Origin of the sequence: Streptomyces sp. NPDC059499, assembly GCF_042749285.1 — a bacterium.
Lineage (GTDB): Bacteria > Actinomycetota > Actinomycetes > Streptomycetales > Streptomycetaceae > Streptomyces.
This window is the reverse complement of record NZ_JBHYTT010000019.1, coordinates 138,290-157,708: the sequence shown is the minus strand read 5'-3', so window position 1 is coordinate 157,708 and position 19,419 is coordinate 138,290. Positions and strand designations below refer to the sequence as shown.

Annotated in this window: 16 protein-coding genes and 1 pseudogene; 6 read left to right on the top strand and 11 right to left on the bottom strand. The window is 69.8% G+C overall.

The window, feature by feature from the left end:
- The 11 genes and pseudogenes from ACFW9O_RS32080 to ACFW9O_RS32030 form a co-directional block, all read right to left on the bottom strand.
- Positions 1-487 (bottom strand): annotated as a pseudogene (locus ACFW9O_RS32080) (type VI secretion protein); the annotation flags it as partial.
- A gap of 1 nt (position 488) precedes the next feature.
- Positions 489-1,907, bottom strand: coding sequence for an ATP-binding protein (locus tag ACFW9O_RS32075; RefSeq protein WP_351166580.1), 1,419 nt, complete (start codon positions 1,905-1,907; stop codon positions 489-491).
- A 30-nt stretch (positions 1,908-1,937) separates the two neighbouring features.
- Positions 1,938-3,488, bottom strand: a complete 1,551-nt coding sequence (locus tag ACFW9O_RS32070) for an SCO6880 family protein (RefSeq protein WP_351166582.1) — start codon at positions 3,486-3,488, stop codon at positions 1,938-1,940.
- On the bottom strand, positions 3,485-4,855 hold the full coding sequence (locus tag ACFW9O_RS32065) for a hypothetical protein (protein ID WP_384614202.1): 1,371 nt from the start codon (positions 4,853-4,855) through the stop codon (positions 3,485-3,487). The genes ACFW9O_RS32070 and ACFW9O_RS32065 overlap by 4 nt, the downstream gene beginning before the upstream one ends.
- Entirely contained in the window at positions 4,845-5,711 is an 867-nt protein-coding gene (locus tag ACFW9O_RS32060; protein WP_384614201.1) for a hypothetical protein, read from the bottom strand. Before ACFW9O_RS32060 ends, ACFW9O_RS32065 begins: the two co-directional genes overlap by 11 nt.
- Positions 5,712-5,891: 180 nt before the next feature.
- Positions 5,892-6,200: a hypothetical protein gene (locus ACFW9O_RS32055; protein WP_014047394.1), complete on the bottom strand. Its 309-nt coding sequence runs from the start codon at positions 6,198-6,200 to the stop codon at positions 5,892-5,894.
- Positions 6,201-6,573: 373 nt separating this feature from the next.
- Positions 6,574-7,191, bottom strand: a complete 618-nt coding sequence (locus ACFW9O_RS32050) for a DUF402 domain-containing protein (protein WP_384614200.1) — start codon at positions 7,189-7,191, stop codon at positions 6,574-6,576.
- Entirely contained in the window at positions 7,188-8,093 is a 906-nt protein-coding gene (locus tag ACFW9O_RS32045) for an aldo/keto reductase (protein ID WP_384614199.1), read from the bottom strand. The genes ACFW9O_RS32050 and ACFW9O_RS32045 overlap by 4 nt, the downstream gene beginning before the upstream one ends.
- A gap of 65 nt (positions 8,094-8,158) precedes the next feature.
- Positions 8,159-9,553 carry a serine/threonine-protein kinase gene (locus ACFW9O_RS32040; protein WP_384614197.1) on the bottom strand — a complete coding sequence of 465 codons (1,395 nt, stop codon included), beginning with the start codon at positions 9,551-9,553 and terminating at the stop codon, positions 8,159-8,161.
- Between the two features lie 111 nt (positions 9,554-9,664).
- Complete coding sequence (locus ACFW9O_RS32035; protein ID WP_384614213.1) at positions 9,665-11,251, bottom strand: adenosine deaminase; 1,587 nt, start codon at positions 11,249-11,251, stop codon at positions 9,665-9,667.
- A 100-nt stretch (positions 11,252-11,351) separates the two neighbouring features.
- Positions 11,352-11,969, bottom strand: a complete 618-nt coding sequence (locus ACFW9O_RS32030) for a histidine phosphatase family protein (RefSeq protein WP_384614195.1) — start codon at positions 11,967-11,969, stop codon at positions 11,352-11,354.
- Positions 11,970-12,203: 234 nt separating this feature from the next.
- On the opposite strand from ACFW9O_RS32030, the gene ACFW9O_RS32025 reads away from it, so the two are divergent.
- The 6 genes from ACFW9O_RS32025 to ACFW9O_RS32000 all read left to right on the top strand — a co-directional run.
- Positions 12,204-12,593, top strand: coding sequence for a hypothetical protein (locus tag ACFW9O_RS32025; RefSeq protein ID WP_384614194.1), 390 nt, complete (start codon positions 12,204-12,206; stop codon positions 12,591-12,593).
- Complete coding sequence (locus ACFW9O_RS32020) at positions 12,590-14,380, top strand: alpha/beta hydrolase (protein ID WP_384614193.1); 1,791 nt, start codon at positions 12,590-12,592, stop codon at positions 14,378-14,380. Before ACFW9O_RS32025 ends, ACFW9O_RS32020 begins: the two co-directional genes overlap by 4 nt.
- 59 nt (positions 14,381-14,439) lie before the next feature.
- Positions 14,440-14,937 carry a hypothetical protein gene (locus tag ACFW9O_RS32015; RefSeq protein WP_384614211.1) on the top strand — a complete coding sequence of 166 codons (498 nt, stop codon included), beginning with the start codon at positions 14,440-14,442 and terminating at the stop codon, positions 14,935-14,937.
- Positions 14,938-15,052: 115 nt separating this feature from the next.
- Positions 15,053-16,042, top strand: a complete 990-nt coding sequence (locus tag ACFW9O_RS32010; RefSeq protein ID WP_384614210.1) for an NlpC/P60 family protein — start codon at positions 15,053-15,055, stop codon at positions 16,040-16,042.
- A gap of 300 nt (positions 16,043-16,342) precedes the next feature.
- Positions 16,343-17,077: a phosphatase PAP2 family protein gene (locus tag ACFW9O_RS32005; protein WP_351166600.1), complete on the top strand. Its 735-nt coding sequence runs from the start codon at positions 16,343-16,345 to the stop codon at positions 17,075-17,077.
- Positions 17,078-17,282: 205 nt separating this feature from the next.
- The coding region (locus ACFW9O_RS32000) for a tetratricopeptide repeat protein (protein ID WP_384614191.1) at positions 17,283-19,419 on the top strand (2,137 nt) is incomplete at its 3' end.

Sequence of the window (19,419 nt, the reverse complement as noted above, 5' to 3'; positions counted from 1 at the left end):
CCGCCTCGACGAACACGGGGGCCGGTGCGACGGGGCGTACCGGCTCGGGCCCGGGTTCCGTGTGACGAACGGCCTCGCGTGAGGGCTCGTACGTGCCGGCCGCCGCGTTCCTCCGCTTCCGCACCATCCGCCAGCGGGCCACCACCCCCACGGCGAACACCGTCAGGACCGCCAGCACCATCAGTTCGCCTATGAACAGGCCCCAGAACAGGCCGTACCCGGAGAGCTCGCCCGCCGGTGTGCCGGGCCAGGCCGCCGGGAGGTCCTGCGGTGCGAGGGCCAGCGCGCGCAGGGCCGGCGGCGTCCGCGTGAAGGTGACGCCCGTCGGCCAGGCCCCGTGCGCGAACAGACCGGCCAGCCCCGTGGCCGTCCAGGCCAGCACCGTCAGCCCGAAAAGGAAGGCCAGGAGGCCGATCAGCAGGCCGTCCGGGACACCGCCCTGTCCCTCGCCGCCGCGCTCCGTACGGGATGGTGCCTGGCGTGCCATGTCATGCCACCGTTGACTCGGACGACTCGTTCATCCGGTGCTGGTGTTCGATCCGCGCCGCCCGCTGCTCCGCCTCCAGCTCCGCGGCCCGTACGTCCTCGGGGAGCATGTCGGACGTCGAACCCTCGGTCATCGCGCGGTCGGTGAACACCAGGGGGCGTTCCGCCTCGGTGATCAGGTGTTTGACGACCTGTACGTTGCCGTTGACGTCCCAGACCGCGATGCCCGGGGTCAGCGTCGGGATGATCTCGACCGCCCATCTGGGCAGGCCGATCACCTTGCCCGTCGCTCTGGCCTCGTCGGCCTTCTGCGCGTAGATGGTCCGCGTCGAGGCCATCTTCAGGATGGCCGCCGCTTCCTTCGCCGCGGCCCCGTCGACGACATCGCTGAGGTGGTGGACCACCGCCACGAAGGACAGCCCGAGCCGTCGCCCGAACTTCAGCAGGCGCTGGAAGAGCTGTGCGACGAAGGGCGAGTTGATGATGTGCCAGGCCTCTTCGACCAGGAAGATGCGCTTCTTGCGGTCGGGCCTGATCCAGGTGTGCTCCAGCCAGACGCCGACGATCGCCATCAGGATCGGCATCGCGATGGAGTTGCGGTCGATGTGCGAGAGGTCGAAGACGATCAGCGGTGCGTCGAGGTCGATACCGATCGTCGTCGGGCCGTCGAACATGCCGCGCAGGTCGCCGTCGACCAGCCGGTCCAGGACGAGGGCGACGTCCAGGCCCCAGGCCCGCACATCGTCTATGTCGACGTTCATGGCCTCGGCCGACTCCGGCTCCGGGTGGCGCAGTTGTTCCACGATGTCCATCAGGACCGGCTGGCGGTCGCCGATGGTCTCGTTCACGTACGCGTGCGCGACCTTGAGCGCGAAGCCGGAACGCTCGTCGAGGCCGTGGCCCATGGCGACTTCGATGATCGTGCGGAGCAGGGCGAGCTGACCGGTCGTGGTGATCGACGGGTCGAGCGGGTTGAGGCGGATCCCGTCGTTCAGCGCGGCGGTCGGGTCCAGCCGGATGGGGGTTATGCCCAGCTCCTGGGCGATGAGGTTCCACTCGCCGACACCGTCCTCGCCCTGGGCGTCCAGGACGACGACCTGGCGGTCGCGGAAGCGGAGCTGGCGCAGGACGTACGTCTTCTCCAGCGCGGACTTGCCGTTGCCGGACTCGCCGAGCACCAGCCAGTGCGGGGCGGGGAGCTGCTGGCCGTACAGCTGGAAGGGGTCGTAGATGTAGCCCTTGCCGGAGTACACCTCACGCCCGATGATCACGCCGGAGTCGCCGAGGCCGGGCGCGGCGGTCGGCAGGTAGACGGCCTGGGCCTGGCCCGTCGACGTACGGACCGGCAGCCGGGTCGTCTCCACCTTCCCGAACAGGAAAGCGGTGAAGGCATCCGACAACGCGGACAGCGGGTCTCGCATGGCGTGACTGCCCTGCCTCTCGGTTGGTGGTCAGCGGCGGATGCCGGTGGCGAACGGCAAGGTGTTCACGAAGGCGCGGTGGTGTTCACGGTCGCACCACTCCAGCTTCAGGTACGACTTGCCGGCCGAGGCCCGGATCGTCCGCTTGTCGCGGGCGAGGGCTTCGGGCGACCGGGACGACACGGTGATGTACCCCACCAGGTTCACCCCGGCCGCACCGCTCGCCAGATCTTCACCCCGCTGGTCGAGCCTGCCGTGCGCGGCGATGTCGCGGGGGTCGACGGTGCGGTTCATCTTGGCCTGGCGGCTGGCCTCGGCCTCGTCGTTCGTCTTCTCCGTCAGCATCCGCTCGATGGCGACCTCGGTGGGCTCGAGGTCCATGCAGACCGCGACCGTACGGATGACGTCGGGCGTGTGGACGAGGAGAGGGGCCAGGAAGTTGACGCCGACGGGCGTCATCGGCCATTCCTTCACCCAGGCCGTGGCATGGCACCAGGGGGCGCGGGTCGTCGACTCACGGGTCTTGGCCTGGAGGAACGTGGGTTCGACCGCGTCCAGTTCGGCCGGCCAGGCGTTGCGCTTCGTCATGGCCTGGATGTGGTCCATGGGGTGGTCCGGGTCGTACATCGAGTGCACGAGCGAGGCCAGCCGGCTCTGGCCGAGCGGCTGGCGGACCCGGATGTCCGCCTCGGCGAGACGTGCGCAGATGTCCGTGAGTTCGCGTGCCATGACGACGGCGAGCCCGGCGTCGCGGTCGAGCTTGCGACGGCCCTGGGGGCGGACCGCACGGGCCATGGCGTTGGCCTCGGCGGCCAGATCGCGGCTGTAGTGCATGCAGGCGACGAGATAGGCGCGGTGCTGCTCGCTGGAGGTGGAGACCATCGACTGGAGCTGGTCGTAGGACTCCTGGAGCCAGCCGGGCGCGGCCTTGTCGCCGCGCTGGGCGACGTCCTTCGCGTGGGCGTCGGGGTCGGCGGGGAGCGTCCGGGCCAGCATCTGGATGCGGGTCACGAAGCCGTCGCCGTTGGCCACATGCTTGAGCAGGGTGCCGAACCTGTCGACCAGGGCCTCCTGGTCCTCGCTGTCGCGCAGGCCGACCCCGGGGCCCTCGATCTCGATCGCGGCGGTGACGGTACGGCGGTCGGCGTGCAGGAGCACGGCGATCTCGTCCGGCCCGAACGGCGCGGCGAGCCAGCTGATCCGGCCGATGCCGGGCGGCGGACCGATCTCCACCTCACGCCCGTCGGCGCTGACACCCGCCTCCATGGCGGCGGAACGGTAGGTCGTACCGCGACGCAGGGTGCGCTTGAAGCTGCGGTTGATCTCGAACCACTTGTAGAACGTGCGGCCCTTGAAGGGGACGTACACGACGGCCAGGGCCAGCATGGGGAAGCCCATGAGGGCCACGATCCGCAGGGAGAGGACCGGGACGAGGAGCCCGCTCATCATGCCGAGGAACGCGCCGACGATGATCAGCGCGATCTCGCCCGTCTCCCGGTTCTTGCCGACGATCGCGTTCGGCCTGGCGCGGCCGATGAGATACGTACGGCGGGGCGCGATCGTGTGGGACTGGGTCGTCAACGCCCTCCACCTCCTGTGCTCGTGTTACCTGTGCTGCCTGAACCGCCGCCTCGCGAGGAGCGGCTGCCGTGGGGGGTTCCGGAGGTGGGCCCGGACCCGCTGCGGGGCGGAGGTGCGGCGGAGGGGACAGATCCGCCGCCGACCCCGCTCCCCGAACCGCGGGAGCTGTGCGCGGCCACGCCGCCGCTGGCCGGGTTGGCGGGGCGGGCACCGCCGCCTCCACCGCCTCCCTCGCCGCCGCCGCGTCCGCTGTGCGTCTTGATGCCCTGGGAGACGAGTGCGGCCGGGGAACTGATCATGGCGGCGGCCTGGGAGCCGTCGGTGGCTTGCTTGCGGTTGGTACGTGCGCCCTGGATCTCGTCGCCGAAACCGGGGACGAAGCGGTAGATCATGGCGGACGCGAAGATGGCCAGCAGGATGATGGCGAGCCCGGACACGACAGCGGACATGGCGTTCGGCCCGTCGTCCTCGGAGAGCGCACCGGCCAGGCCGAGCACGATCACGATGACCGGCTTGACCATGATCACGGCGATCATGATGCCTGCCCAGCGGCGGACGTGGCCCCACATGTTCTTGTCGACGAGCCCGGCGTAGACGACGACGCCCAGCAGGGCGCCGACGTAGAGCAGGGCGGCCCGGATGACGAGCTCCAGCCACAGGATTCCGGCGGCGAGGATCGACACGAGCGAGACGACGATCAGCATGATCGGGCCGCCGCCGATGTCGGTGCCCTTCTTGAGCGCTTCGGCGAACGAACCGAAGAAGACGTCGGTCTGGCCGCCGGTGGCGGTCGCGATGCCTTCGGTCACGCCGTCGGTCGCGGAGACGACGGTGTAGAGGATGAGCGGGGTGAACGCGGAGGCCAGGACGGTCAGCCAGAGGAAGCCGATCGCCTCGGAGATCGCGGTGGTCAGCGGGACACCGCGGATCGCGCGCTTGGCCACGGCGAGGAGCCACAGGACGAGCGTGAGGATGGTGGAGGCCGCGAAGACGACGGCGTACTGCTGCAGGAACCGCTGGTTCGTGAAGTCGACGGTGGCGGTGCCCTCCACGGCCTCACTGAGCTTGCCGACGGTCCAGGACGCGGCGTCGGCGCAGCCGCGGGCCAGGGAGGAGAGGGGGTCGAGGGCGTCGTCGGTGACGGTGGGGGCGCGGCGCGACGGACTTCCGGCGCCTTCGCCGTCCTCGCAGTAGTCCTTGGCGAGCCCGACGATGAGATCGCAGGGGTTGTCGCTCGTGCTGGGCGACGGAGTGGGTGTCGGCGTCGGCTCCGCATGCGCGCGGGATGCCAACAGGACCAATGTGGCGGGAAGACTGCCCAGTACTCCGGCGATTGAAAGCACGCGGAAGCGGCGGCTATCGGGCATAGGTGAAGCCTCCGTATTCCTCAACCGCACCAGCGATGTCGTCCGCAGTCGATGCTCGGTTGTCGCCGTTGACCGGCGTCGGGCCTTCAGCCTGGGTCGATGACTCGATCTTCCAGTCGCTCTCGACCCACTTGAGCTTCTCGGTGATGGTGAACCATGTCGCGGTCACCGGCTTGGTGGATCCCTGACCTGCCATGCCGACGAGGCCGGTGCACCACACTTCGACGGTGGCGCTGTCCTCGCTCCGGGCAGTCACCTTGGTTCCTACCGGCATGGTCCTGGACACAAAAGTCAGCCCGGTGGGCGTGGTGCCGTCCTCGTTCAGTCCGACGTTCTGGAGGAATCCGGGGGAGTACGCCTCAGCCATGTCGGCCTGGAGATTCGCGACGACTGCGGGGTCGTGAGTGGCCTGCAGGATGCCGTCGCGCTTCCCCTTGTCGAACATCTCCGCAGACCCAAGCGCCACCGCGTAATTCGCCGCCGCGCTCTGCGCCCCCTGCTCGTCATGCGCGAAGCCCGACGCGATGGTGCCGTTCTTGCCCTGTACCGGCTTCGTGCCCGTCGCAGCCGTGGGGCCGGTGCCGGCGGCGGCCGGTTCCTTTCCGCTGCTGCCGGACCCTTCGTCCTTGTTCCCGCCCTGGTTCGCGAACGCGATAGCCGCGATGAGGAGCACGACCACGCCCACGATCATGACCAGGGAGCGGGAGTTCCGGGCGGGCCGGCGTCCGTAGCCGTCGCCCTCGTCACCGCCTGGAAGCCGCGTACGGGTCTGGCGCGTGCCGCCGAGCGTGCTGTACGCGTCATCCGTACGGCCGCCCGGTTCGTCACCGTATCCGCGCTCGTCGCCCTGGCTCATGCCGCGTACGCCCCCTCAGCCGTGTGCAGTTCCGCGTGGTACGACGGTAGCTGTGCTGGTTCCCGCGTGGGCGCGGTGTGGTGACTGGACATCAGGGGACGCAACCTCTGCCGGTGGGCACGACGGACGGGTGGTGTGGGGTGGGCGGGACAGCCCGGGGCAGGGAGGCCGGCGAGCAGGTCAGACAGCCATCCCGTACACAATCGTGAACAGGGTGCCGAGGGAGCCGATGATGAAGACTCCGGTGAGGCCCGCCACGATCAGGCCCTTGCCCTGTTCCGCGCTGAAGGTGTCGCGCAGGGCCGTCGCCCCGATGCGCTGCTTCGCCGCACCCCAGATCGCGATGCCGAGGCAGAGCAGGATGGCTACCGCCATCACCACCTCGATCATGATGCGCGCCTCGTTGCCCAGGGTCCCGAACGGCCCCCAGTTCGGGGCGATTCCGCCGATGATGGTGGTGATGTCGCCCTTTTCAGCTGCCAGGATCATGTAAGTCACCGCCCCTGATGGGTAGTTCGCCGCCCGTGCCGTACGACACGGGTCGCCCTCTATCTTCGCTGATGAAACCGGCTCAGCACGACGCCTTCCCGTGTCTCTTTACCCGGATCTCGTACGTTTGACCGGGGTGGCCGCCCTGACCTGCGGCTCGTGCAGAGATCTGAGCGCATATGCATGGTTACTCTGTGTATCACGCGATGTGACCGCTAGCAACGACGGTGGCCATGGGTTACGGGTGCGGTTGCGGCGTTCGCCGGTTGTGGAGTGTTCGTATGCGCTGTTCGAGAGCCGTGAGCGCGCCGGTGGCTTCCGGTCGACGCATCGTCAGGTGACGTACGGGGAAGGGCTCAAGGTTCCCGCAGGATCACAGGACGGTCCGGGCCGGGGCCGTGGCGAGGGCCGGGGTCGTCCAGTGCTTCGGCGGCCTGAAGTCGCACCAGGAACCGTCGAACGGAAAGGTTCCCGCTTCGGCGAACCCGGCCACTCTCTCGCCCTCGGCGCGGATCGCCGCCGCCTGGTGGGCCGACCAGTAGGCGGGGTGCCCCGTCTTCTCGGCGAACGACCGCTCGTCCTTCCATTGCCAGGTGCGGTCCGGTGCCACGTCGATGTCGAGTTCGTGGTCGACGACGTCGATGTCCTCGCCGTGGTGGACGCGATGCTCGAGGTTCACGTACCAGCCCCGGAACCTCTGCCGCCGTCCGAAGAGCCAGAACACCGAGTGGCCCGCCCCGACCGGCTGGTGGATGAGGGCGCTGCCCAGGGGCCACCGGTCGGCCTTCGCCGGATAGCCCCCGGCGGGACGGTCGCGCGGCGGGATGTCCCTGAGGTGCGCGCGGCCGGGCAACTCCGTGCGCCACATCGGGGTGCCGGTCTCCAGCCACACCAGCTGCCCCTCGTCCGTGCGTTCGACGAGGCGTACGGGGACGGATGTGCTCAGGTGACCGCCGAAGAAGAAGTTCCAGCGGAGGATCTGCGAGGTCATGCGGTGAGCAGGGCCAGCTCGTCGGCCGTCAGCCGCAGCGCACCGGCGGCCACGTTCTCGGTCAGGTGGTCGGGGTTGCCGGTGCCCGGGATGGCCAGCACGTGCGGTCCCTGGTGCAGGGTCCACGCCAGACGCACCTGGGTCGGTGTCGCGCCGTGGTTGCGTGCGACCGTGAGCACCGCTTCGCTCTCCGCGGCGGTGCCGGCCCCCGCCTCGCGCCCGGCACCGGCGATCGCGTAGAACGGCACGAACGCGATGCCCTGCTCTCCGCAGTGGGTCAGAAGGGCGTGGTGCTCGGGCGGGGAGCCGATGCCGTACATGTTCTGTACGCAGACCACGGGTGCGATGGCCCGGGCCTCGGCGAGCTGTGCCGGTGAGGTGTTGGACATGCCCAGGTGGCGGATCAGCCCGGCCGCACGCAGTTCGGCCAGTGCGCCGAAGTGCTCGGCGACGGACGAGGACGTGTGGCCGCGGGCGATGCGCAGGTTCACCACGTCGAGGTGGTCGCGTCCGAGCTGGCGCAGGTTCTCCTCCACCTGGCCGCGCAGTTGGTCCGGCTCGGCCCACACCCACTCACCGGAGGGATCACGGCCCGGTCCGACCTTGGTGGTGATGACCAGGTCGTCGGCGTACGGGGCGAGCGCGCTGTTGATGAGCTCGTTGGCGGACCGCAGGGGTGAGAAGTAGAAGGCGGCGGTGTCGATGTGGTTCACGCCGAGTTCGACCGCACGGCGCAGGACACGCATGGCCCGGCCCCGGTCGCTGGAGTCGCCGCGTGCCAGGGCCGGACCGTTCTGCGGGAGGCGCATGGCGCCGAAGCCGATCCTGTTGACCGTCAGGTCTCCGAGCTTCCAGGTGCCGGCCACGGACGCGTCGATCGTTTCTGAGGATGAGGTCATCATCGGATTCTTTCACCAGCCGGACGGCCTGCCGTAGCGCACGTGGAAGGCCGCCGCGCCTCACGTTGTCAGTGGGACTTGGGGTCCGTCAGCGGGACCCCGTGGCGCTTGGCCAGGGCGCGAAGCGTGTCCGGCAGCGGGGGCGCTTCGGCGGCCGGGTGGAGCAGACCCGTGTGGATTCGGGTGAAGCCCTTGGCTTCGTGGGCGAGGACCCACGTCGGGTGCTGGAAGCCCATGGGGAGTTGCTGCCCTGAGTTGAGCCGCAGGGTCAGCCAGGCTTCCTCGGCGTCCAGCTCCAGGGCGGCGATACCGGACCAGCGCAGCACGATCAGGTTGTCCGGGGCTCCCACCCCGATGCCCAGGTCGTTGACGAGGAGCCGTTCCTGGCCCGTGCTGGTCAAGCCGACGAAGCGTATGAGTACGAGGAACGCACCGAAGACACTCAGCCCCGTCACCGCCTCCGGCAGGTGGAAGACCGTGATGTTCAGTGTGGTCAGCGCGACGAGCAGAAGTATGTAGAGCAGGTTCCGCAGCACCTGCCGGTTCCAGTCCTTCGGGTCACGCTGATAGACGGCCACGGGCGGCAGACCAGGGGGCACCGGGGGCGGCGCGGGCCGGGTCGCCGTCTCCGTAGGGGCGTGGGCGGAGCCGTCGGGAACCGTGGCGGTACGGTCGTCGGCTCCGCCGCTCGCGCACAGGTCGAGCAACAACCGCGGAGACGTTCGCTGTTCGGGATTCTTGTGCAGGCATGCGCGCACCAGGGTCTGCAGCGCCTTCGGCACCGCTGACGTGTCGGCCTCCGTGTGTACTGCGGCGTACATCTGTCCGTACGCCTCGCCGTGCCCGAACGCGCTGCCGCCCGCCGCCGCGACCAGTACGGCGCCGAGAGCGAAGACGTCGCACGCGCCGGTGATGTCGCCGTGGCCCTGTACCTGCTCCGGCGCGACGAACCCGGGGGTGCCGATCACGCCGCCGTCGACGGTCAACCGCGTGCCTTCCAGGGGGCGGGCGATCCCGAAATCCAGGACGCGCGGCCCGTCCTCGGCCAGGACGATGTTGGCCGGCTTGAGATCGCGGTGCACGAGCCCGCAGGAGTGGATCGCCTCCAGTGCCTCGGCCAGCGCCGCTGCCAGAGCCCACAGCCTGGCCTCGCCCAACGGGCCGCGCCGCCGGATTTCGTCGGCAAGCGTCGGCCCTTTGACGAACGCACTGGCCATCCACGGCTCAGGCGCGTCAGGGTCGGCGTCCACCACGGCAGCCGTGTGGAAGCCGCCGACCCTGCGGGCGGCCTCGACCTCTTTGCGGAACCGGGTCCGGTACCGGGGGTCGGCCGCGTACTCGGGCCGGATCACCTTGATGGCGACCTCCCGGCCGCCACGCGAGCGCCCCAGATAGACCGAGCCCATGCCGCCGCTGCCTATCTCGCGCACGATCACGTAGTCCCCGATACGCGCCCTCGTCACGGCTCCCCCTCCGATGCCCGGCGCGTTGCCGACTGCGCAGCAACTCACCTCACAGTAAACCCAGTTGGTTGTTCAGGTGTGTCCTTGGCGGGTCCTGTCGGGTGGGGCTGCTCAGCCCACGTACCGGGCCTCGAACGCCCGGAAGGACCGCTCCTGGCGGGCCTCCAGCCGCGCTTTCGGGCTGTCCGCGAGCAGTCGTGCGCAGCGCGTCGACTCCAGGAACCGGCACTCCTCGACCAGCCGGAAACCCTTGCGCACGGGGTCGGGTCGCCACAGGCTGCGGCCCGGCAGGAAGGCGTACTCCAGAGACGCCCGGGCCAGGTCCTTGAGTTCGGGATAGCCGAGCCCGTAGGCGCGGGCCGCGCGGCGGTACTCATGGCTGATGTCGGTGCGTGACACGCCGGGATCGTCCGTGGCCAGCACCACGGGGACTCCGTACGCCCGGTACACCGGGAACGGGTGCTCCTCGCCCTCCACCTGGAGGATCTGCGCGTTGCTGGTCAGCGGCACTTCCACGGCGATCTGCCGGCGGGCCATGTCGCGGGCGAGACGCGGCCAGTTGTCCTCGTGTACGAGGTCGACGCCGTGCCCGATCCGCTCGGCCTGCCCTGTGCGTACGGCGTCATTGATGTGGAAGGTCAGGTCCTCGGGCTTCACCAGGCCGGGCACCAGTTCGCCGGCGTGCAGGGTGATGTGGGTGCGCGGGTAGAGCGTGTGCAGGTAGTTCAGCATGCGCATGTGGAGGCGGTAGTCGCGCAGGGAGATCTCGGCGTCCTCCGGCTGGACCAGGTTCACCGCGAGGAAGCGCGGGTCGCGCTCGGCCAGGCGCAGTCCCAGGGCGATCTGGGTGAAGACGTACTCCGGAGGGTTTTCGCGCAGCACTTGGAAGATCCTGCGCACCGTGACCCGGCAGCCCGGAGCGGGGCGGCTGCTCCCGCAGTGCGCGGTCGCGCGGAACTCGGCGTCGTCCGTGTCCGACTCCTGCTCGGCGGCGGTGACGAGTCGGTCCAGCCGTCCTCCGGCGAGCAGTTCGCGGTGCAGGGCGGCGAGGTCCGGATCCCAGCCGACATCGGTCGCGAGCTCCCTCGTGGCGGCAGCGACGGGGGTGACCATGGTCTCCAGGTACGACTGGTTCTGTACGGCGGCGGTGCCTGTCACATCGGCCAGCAGCTTTCCCGTGTGTGCGGTCGCGGCGCCGAACTTGCCGAACGTGGCGAAGAAGTGGTCGTGCCCCGATTCCCCCTGCGGGAAGTCCTGCATGGACCACGCGCGGATGACGACCTGCCGGAACCCGGCATCCGTGAGCGCGTCGGCGGCCGGCCGGGTGCCGGGGCCGCACGGTGGGGCGACGGCGGTCAGGGTCGCGTCGATGCAGAGGCCGTCGTCGGCGGCGAGCTGGATGAGGTACTCGGTCCGCACCGCACCGGAGAGGTGATTGTGCAGGTCGCCTCCCTTCGGCAGGTCCCGGAAGAACCGGTCGGCCGCCCGGGCGCCCTTTCCATGGGCGTCCAGCCATGCGGCGGTGCGGGTCTCGGCGGCGGTCGTGGGCCGGGGCGGTGCGGGAGCGGCGGTGGCGGCGGCCCGGGCCGGCGGTCCGGCGGGCAGCGACGAGACGAGGGCCGCCGCGGCGAGCCCTGCGGTCATCAGCAACCGGCGGGCGCGCGATGGGGTGCGCTGGAGGGAGATCACGTGGTGCATGGTCACGAAGTCCGCGGTGTGCCGGCCCGTACCGGGTACGCAGCGCTCGATAAACCATCCGTCCGGGGGAGCCGAGGGACGACCATCCGCTGTGCCCGGCTCAGAGGCGGAGCTCCGGCGGGAAGCCGGTCCAGCGGAGCTCGGCGGGAAGGTGACCCATGTCGTTCACCATGACCACGGCGGCCGGTCGGCCGGGCGTGTAACGGATGACGGTCAGCGCCGCGTTGGAGTGGTTCAGGCCCATCCAGCGCCAGGCAGGAGCGTCGAGGGCGTCCCGTACGAACCAGGCGGCCAGGAACGCGTGGGTGACGACCAGTTCATGGCGGGGCTCGTCGCCCTCGACGGGCCCGGTGAAGCGTGCCGTCGCGGCGCGGGCCAGCTCCGGACCGCGCTCGCGCTCCTCGGCGGGGAACTGCTCGACGAACGGCAGGAGTCGGTCTGCCGACCCGGGCGGGAGCTCGTCCCGCTGCGGGAGGTACGGGAGGTAGTCCCCGGCCGGTTCGCAGGCGTACAGGGGGATGTCGTCGAGCTGGTCGCGGACCAGCCGGGCCGTCTGCGCGGCGCGGGGGAGCGGTCCGTGGTGGATCGCGGAAAGGGGGCTGTCCCGGAGCCGTTCGCCGAGCAGAGCCGCCTGACGCCGCCCGTTCGCCGTCAGTTCGGTCTCGTCGGGCGATGCCTCGGCGTGGCGGGCGAGGTAGAGGTAGCGGGTTGCGGTCATGGTGCGGTCCTTCTCGCGACGGTGCGGATCCTGGGGACGCGGGGGTGGACGTCGCGGGGGACGACCTTGGTTCCGTGGCCGGACGGCACTCCCGGCTCTGCTCATCGCGCGTTCGGGTGAATGCCGGGGCGGTGGTGCCTTGGGGGGCCGGGGCGGGGGGCTCCGGCGGAGGTGGGCCCGGCGTGTCGCGTACGCCGGGTTTGGCACAGTGCCGCTCCATGATCGAGGAACGGGGTGAGCGGTGTGGCTGGGGTGCAGGGGCTGAGTGAACCGGGGGGACCGATGGGTCCGGCGGGCGGCGGCGGTCGGGAGCAGCTGAGGCACAGCGACGGGCCGTGGCTGCGGGCTGCGGGAGGTGCGGAGGCACTGCGTACGCACCTGGGTCCCGTGCCCTCGGAGCTGGCGCTGGCGCACCAAGGGCTGACGGCGGGGGCCGGTGACCTCTCGGCGCTGGCCGAACTCGGCACCGTACGGACGTCGTGGGAGCGGCGGATCGCGGCGGCGCAGGGCGAGTGCGCGAGCCTCGCCGGCAGGCTGCGGGCCGTCGCACGGATCCAGGGCGCGACGAACGAGGCCGTGAGGTCGTCCTTCGCACCTGCGGCAGACAAGGCCGGGACGCGGTGAAGAAGACGGCGGGACTGACCTGGGCGGCGTTACGGGACCTGAAATGCGCCGAACTGGAAGGGGCGGCCGACGGATGGGGCCGCGCGAGCAACCGGGCCGACGCGGCGCGCGACCGGATCGACAAGCAACTCCTGAACGGGCTGCGCGACACGCAGCAGGGCGAAGCGGCGGACTCGGCGGTGGCGCGGCTGCGGCAACTGAGCCGGAACTTCCAGTACGTGTACACGGAGTGCGGGCTGCTCCGTACGACGCTGAACAGCCTGGCCCACGAGATGCGCGCGCAGCAGCGGGTGCTGACGGATGCGCTGGACGACGCGGCTGGTCTGAAGTTCACGGTGCACCCGGACGGTTCGGTGACGTACCCGGCGGCCGGCGAGGGACTGATCGACGGCAAGCCGCTCCGGGGCGGTACGGCGTCGTCGGGCGGGCTGCCGGGGCTGGTGGCGCCATCCGGGCTGGTCGCGCCGAACCCCAACACGGCGAAGGCGCAGGACATCGCGGACCGGGTGGTGGGGGCGGTGCGGGCGGCGGCCGAGATCGACTGGCGGTACGCGGGAATCCTGCGACGCCTGAAGGCCGAGGAGGGCCTGAAGGTCCCGGACTCGACATGGAAGGACGCGGCGGGGGACGCGGCGGCGGTCCGGGACGCGGCGCGGTCGTACCTGAGGAACGGCATCCCGCAGGACGCAACCCCGGCCGAACGGCACGCGTGGTGGGCGGGCCTGACGCAGGAACAGCGCGAGGAGTACCTGGCGGTGTACCCGGACCGGATCGGGAACCTGGACGGGATCCCGGCGGTGGTGAGGGACGCGGCGAACCGGGACAACCTGTCGCTGCTGATCGGGAAGCTGGAGGGGCAGGACGATGACCGGTCGGTGACGCAGTTGGCGGGGCTGCGGGAGATCGATCGGCAGTTGCAGGCGGCGCCGAAGCCAGGGGAGCCACCGATGTTTTTGCTGGGAATCAGTGATGAGGGTAATGGGAGGGCGATTGTCTCGTATGGCAATCCGGATACGGCTAGGAACGTGTCTGCATACGTGCCAGGGCTGAATACGTCTTTGGATCGAGAGTTCGCGGAGGGTGACCTTAAGCGTGCCCGTGATACGGCAATTGGTAGTCGCTACTACGACTCCTCCAGTGCAGCGATTGTGTGGCTGGGTTACGACGCGCCGCAATCTCCGGATGGGTTCGGGAGCTTATCAGTCATGGGGGAGGACAGAGCTGAACAGGGTGGGGGTGCCTTCAAAGGATTCATGGGCGGGTTGGTGGCCACCAATGAGAATGAGGACCCGCACTTCACGGCGATCGGTCACTCGTACGGTTCGCGGACCGTCGGTGCTGCTACCCAGCAGGGCGATGGAATCCCAGGAGTTGACGACATTGTTCTCGTTGGCAGCCCTGGGGTGGGTGTGGATCGGGCACAGGACCTGGGGGTAGGGGAGGGGCATGTATTTGTCGGTGCGGCAGAGAACGATGTGGTGACAAAGCTCCCGTCCAAGCAGCAAGTGGCCTTAGGCGCCGCCGCGGGCCCCTTCGCCTCTGTGGTTGGGGACATCGCTGACCATGGTGACGATGATCTCTGGTTTGGAAGGGATCCGGCGAGCGAGGCGTTCGGCGCCAACCGATTTCGTGTTGATGACGGGCCACGCCTCGTGGGCGCCAATGGGCTGTCCATCGATGCGCATTCCCAGTACTTCGATCCGGTTAGAGATTCGACGTCAGCCAACAACATCGCCCTGATTGCTGCTGGGCGTTCCGAGAAAGTTAAGGCGGAGGAGCACCGGTAATGCGATTTTCCTGGGGTGTTGTCGCTGCTCTGGTCATGCTTGGGTCGCTCTCGGGTTGCATGGGGAGCCTCTCGCCTCTGAGTGGAAACAAGAGGGCGGATATGGATATGCAGGAAGCGGCAGGGCGTGCCGACGGGATTCTCGACGATGTACTGAAGGAGATTCGGCCAGCGGTTCGATGGACTCACGGGCCGACCACCACGGGCACCTGTGACGTAACCCGAAGGCGCACGGTCATGACCATCGTCTCTGCGGACCGTCGAGGCAGCTTCCTAGGCGTAGTCGATCGCTCCTGGCGAAAGAGCGGGTACAGGATCAAGGCCGTCAACAAGGATCCAGAGGTTCCGGCAATCTTCGCTCAGACAAAGGACGGGTTTGGCGTCAGTCTGATCGTCGGAGGCGAAGGGCAAGTGTTCTTCGAGGTCGACAGCCCCTGCGTACAGGAGTCAGACGTCGCCGAGTCCACCACCGAGCCGACCGCGCCCACCTACGAGGGCATGGAGCACATCCCCCGCCCCAACATCCGCTCCGCCTTCTGGTCCGCCGGCGCCCCCTGACCCCCCGTAACCGCCCCTGACGCCCCCTCATGCCCCCATCCACCCGTACACACCAGCGAATCGCGTCGTGAACCCCGCCCGTATGGGGGATGGTTGTGGGGTGCGGAAATACTGGGTGTTCCTCGGCGGCGGCATCGGGCTGGGCCTGTGCTTCATCGCTCTGCTCGTCGTGGGTACGTACTCCGCCGCCGCCGGTATCTCCGGGGCGGGCGGTGCCGTAGGGCTGGCCAAGGGGGCCGTTCCCGCGCGGTATCAGCCGCTCGTGGAGAAGTGGGGCAACCTCTGCCCGGCCATCAATCCCGCCCTGCTGGCCGCCCAGCTGTACCAGGAGAGCGGCTGGAACCCCCGCGCCCAGAGTCATGCCGCCGCGCAGGGCATCGCGCAGTTCATCCCCGGTACCTGGGCCGCGCACGGCGTCGACGGGGACAACGACGGGGACCGGGACGTGTGGGATCCGGCGGATGCGATTCCGTCCGCCGCTTCGTACGACTGCGAGCTCGCCGGGTACGTCAAGAAGGTGCCGGGCGATCCGACCGACAACATGCTCGCCGCCTACAACGCCGGGGCCTACCGGGTGATCCGGGCCGGCGGGGTTCCCGCGATCTCGGAGACGCAGAATTACGTCAAAATCATCCGGTCGCTGGAGAAGAGCTTCGCCAGGCCCGTGGGCCGGGTCGCGCCGTCGCAGCAGGCGGCCGGGGCGATCTACTTCGCGCAGAAGAAGCTCGGTACGCCCTACCTCTGGGGCGGCAACGGAACGGCGGCTCAGAATGGCCGGTTCGACTGTTCGGGGCTGACGCAGGCCGCGTACCGGACCGTCGACATCGAGTTGCCGCGGGTGGCCAATGACCAGTACAACGCCGGGCCGCACCCCTCGCGGGACGAGTTGCTCCCCGGTGACCTGGTGTTCTTCTCGGACGACCTGAACAACTCGCGGGCCATCCGGCACGTGGGGCTCTACGTCGGAGGCGGGTACATGATCAACGCGCCGTTCACCGGGGCCGTGATCCGGTTCGACAAGATCGACACTCCTGACTACTTCGGTGCGACGCGAGTCACAGAGGACGGAGCGGCGGCTCTTCCGACCGCTCTCCCGCAGGGCTGACGGACCGTGGGCCGTGGCCGGAACTCTCCGTAAGGTCCAGGCCCTGAGCAGCGACGATGAGTCACTCTTCGATAACGTCATGGTGATCATTCGGTGGAGAGTGGAACGTACGCAGCCAACAGGCCGTTCCCTGGACTGGGACAGCATGCGCACTGACCATGCGGCACTGGCCAGGACAGTCACGCGGCACGGCGCCGACGGCGTCACGCAGTACTGAATCGCACCGACCACGGGGGTCCGACAAAGGCGACGCACAGCGCTGTGCGTCGCAGCAGCAGACAAGGCAAGGGGCCGCGGCAGATGGCTGGACTCGCACTCGATGGGTCGAACCCCGACGTCAGCCTGCTCTACGACATCAACGGGCTGGCGAAGGCCGCTCCTGCCTGGTTCGACCGGGTCATGGAGTTCGTCGGTGAATACGGGATCATGCTCGGCATGGTCCTGGCGGTCCTGTGGTGCTGGTGGAGCGTGCGCCGACGCGGGACGGCCGACGATTCGGTGACGGCGGTCGCCGGGCTCGTGTGGGCACCCCTCGCGGCCGGAATCGCCCTGCTCGTGAACATCCCGATCCGGGGTTTCGTGGAGCGGCGGCGTCCGTTCTACGACCACGAGGGACTCGATGTCCTGGTGGCGGGCAAGACCGACTTCTCCTTCGTGAGCGACCACGCGACGATGGCGATGGCGATCGCGGTGGGGCTCTTCGTGGCCAACCGGAGATTCGGCCTGGTGGCGATCGCGCTGGCGCTCCTGGAGGGCTTCTGCCGCGTGTACATGGGCGTGCACTACCCGACCGATGTGATCGGCGGTTTCGCTCTCGGTACGTCGGTGGCTCTGCTGCTGGCCCCGCTGGCGATGATGCTGCTGACTCCGCTGATGACGGCCGTGTCGCGTTCCGGGTCGGTCGGGTGGCTCGTCCGCTCGCGCCGGCCGGTGGCGTCCTCGGCCGACGACCTGGGTGAGTCGCGCGGGATTCCCGAGCCGCGTCCCGGCTCGGGGCGTGGCGCCTCGCCCGACGAGAAGGACCTCGCGGCGTAGCGGGACCGCGCAGCGCGGTGTGGTGTCCGACGGCCGCAGAGAGGTGCCCCGCAGGGGGCGTCGCTCTGCGGCCGTCACTCGTTGTCCGGTGTTCCGGCAGGCGTGTTGACGGGGCATCATGTTCACCATTCGGGGGTGATGCGGTGTGGCTGGGCGTCGGCCGTCGCGGCAGGAAGTCAATCGGCGGCACGGGCGTGCGGGGTTCGTGGGGCGCCGCGGTGAACTGGCGGTCTTCCGCGAGACCTTCGCCCGCGATCCGGAAGAGGCCGACTTTCCGTTCCTGTTCCATGTGCGCGGCAACGGCGGCGTGGGCAAGTCGACCCTCGTACGGCAGTGGGAGTCCGCGGCGCGCGAGCAGACTTCGGTGGTCACGGCGTTCGTCGACGACGACGTGCACGACGCGCTCGAGGCGATGGAGGCGGTCAGTGCCCGGCTGGGCCAGCAGGGGCACCCGCTGAAGCGGTTCGACAAGCAGCTGGCCACCTACCGTCAGCGTCGGCACCAGGCCGAGAACGCGGCTTCCGTCCCGCAGGCCGCGCCGGGTGAGCCGGGTGCGGCCGAGGGCGTACCCGCCTCCGCCGCCTCGCCGTCGAGCACGGTGGCCGCGCAGGTGGGTCTGGTCGGGCTGGGGATGCTGCCCGGTGTGGGGGCGTTCGTCGGGGCGGTCGATCCGCAGCAGGTGGCTCTGGGCGCCGACCGGATGCGGACCATGCTGAACATGCGGCTGCGGAGCCACGACGATGTGCAGCTGGTGATGAATCCGGTGGCGAGTCTCGCCCCGGTCTTCCTGGAGGACCTGGCGGACGTCGCCGAGCGGTGCGAGCGGGTGGTGCTGTTCTTCGACGTGTACGAGCGGACCGGACCGGTGCTCGACGCCTGGCTGCGGAGCATCGTCTTCGGTGAGGAGTACGGGGGACTGCCCGTCAACGTGCAGGTCGTGCTGTCCGGGCAGCTGCGCCTGGACGCCCGGGTCTGGGGCGACTGGCTGGGGCAGGTCACCGAGGTGCGCCTGGAGGTGTTCACCGAGGAGGAGGCCCGTACGCTCCTCGCCACACACGGAGTCGCCGACGAGCCCAGCGTCGAGCTGGTCCTGCGCCTGTCCGGGCGGCTTCCGCTGCTGGTCGACATGCTGGCCCGGAGCGACCCGGGCACCGGTGACAGCATCGGTGACCCGTCCGAGACGGCGGTCGAGAGGTTCCTGAGGTGGGAGCCGGATGCGGTGCGCCGCGCGGCGGCGCTGGCCTGCGCGCTGCCTCTGCAGTTGAACGAGGACGTCTACCGCTGCGCCGTTCCGGAAGCCGCCGCCGACGGTTACCCGTGGCTCCGCGGGCTGGCGTTCGTCTCCTCGCAGGCGGGCCGCTGCCGCTACCACGACGTCGTCCGCGCAGCGATGCTGCGCCTGCAGCGCACCCGGTCGCCTTCCCGGTGGCAGGAGGCGCACACCCGCCTCGCCGACACGTTCGAGCAGTGGCGGCTGGCGGCGGAGGCCGATCTCGGTGCCGGGGCCGACGGGCACTGGGAGGACGCGGCCTGGCGCGAGCACCGGCTCAACGAGACGTACCACCGGCTGTGCGCGAACCCGCGTACCGCGCTGCCGGACGCCCTGCACCACGCGGTTCACGCCGTCGATCTCGACCTGGCGACGCTGCGTCGCTGGGCCCAGATCCTCGGCCAGGCCGGGGAGGACACCGGGGCCGCCGTCCTCACGTCCTGGGGACAGCGCCTGGAAGCCGCAGGGGAGCAGGACGCGGCAGGCTTCGCCGTGCTGACGTTGCTGTTGGCCGCGACCGAACTGGCCCCGGACGGAAGGAGTCTGGCGTACTGGGTCCGCTCCCGCGAGCACCGGGCGGTGGGCGACCACGAGAGCGCGCTGGCGGACTGCGCCGCGGCTCTGGGCCTCGCGCCGGACACCGCGCGCAACTACGCCGCACGCGGTGAGACGTACCGGCTCATGGGCCGGCACGAGGAGGCTCTGGCCGACTACACCCGCGCCATCGAGCTCGACCCCGGGTACGAGTGGGCCGTCGCCAGCCGTGGGCAGACGTATCTGGCCATGGGCCGGTACGAGGAGGCTCTGGCCGACTACACCCGCGCCATCGAGCTCGATCCCGGGTACGAGTGGGCCGTCGGCAGCCGCGCGGAGACGTACCGGCGCATGGAGCGCTTCGACGAGGCGCTGGCCGATTTCTCGCGTGCTCTCGACATCAATCCGCAGTACGCCTGGGCCCTGGGCAGCCGCGGGCTGACCTACCAGGTTCTGGAGCGGTACGACGACGCGCTCGCCGATTTCTCGCGTGCTCTCGGCATCAACCCCCAGTACGCCTGGGCCCTGGGCAGCCGCG

Coding starts and splice junctions, on each gene's coding strand:
- ACFW9O_RS32075 (WP_351166580.1), bottom strand. CDS start 1,907: ATGCGAGACCCGCTGTCCGCGTTGTCGGATGCCTTCACCGCTTTCCTG.
- ACFW9O_RS32065 (WP_384614202.1), bottom strand. CDS start 4,855: ATGCCCGATAGCCGCCGCTTCCGCGTGCTTTCAATCGCCGGAGTACTG.
- ACFW9O_RS32060 (WP_384614201.1), bottom strand. CDS start 5,711: ATGAGCCAGGGCGACGAGCGCGGATACGGTGACGAACCGGGCGGCCGT.
- ACFW9O_RS32055 (WP_014047394.1), bottom strand. CDS start 6,200: ATGATCCTGGCAGCTGAAAAGGGCGACATCACCACCATCATCGGCGGA.
- ACFW9O_RS32050 (WP_384614200.1), bottom strand. CDS start 7,191: ATGACCTCGCAGATCCTCCGCTGGAACTTCTTCTTCGGCGGTCACCTG.
- ACFW9O_RS32045 (WP_384614199.1), bottom strand. CDS start 8,093: ATGATGACCTCATCCTCAGAAACGATCGACGCGTCCGTGGCCGGCACC.
- ACFW9O_RS32035 (WP_384614213.1), bottom strand. CDS start 11,251: ATGCACCACGTGATCTCCCTCCAGCGCACCCCATCGCGCGCCCGCCGG.
- ACFW9O_RS32030 (WP_384614195.1), bottom strand. CDS start 11,969: ATGACCGCAACCCGCTACCTCTACCTCGCCCGCCACGCCGAGGCATCG.
- ACFW9O_RS32015 (WP_384614211.1), top strand. CDS start 14,440: ATGGGGAGCCTCTCGCCTCTGAGTGGAAACAAGAGGGCGGATATGGAT.
- ACFW9O_RS32005 (WP_351166600.1), top strand. CDS start 16,343: ATGGCTGGACTCGCACTCGATGGGTCGAACCCCGACGTCAGCCTGCTC.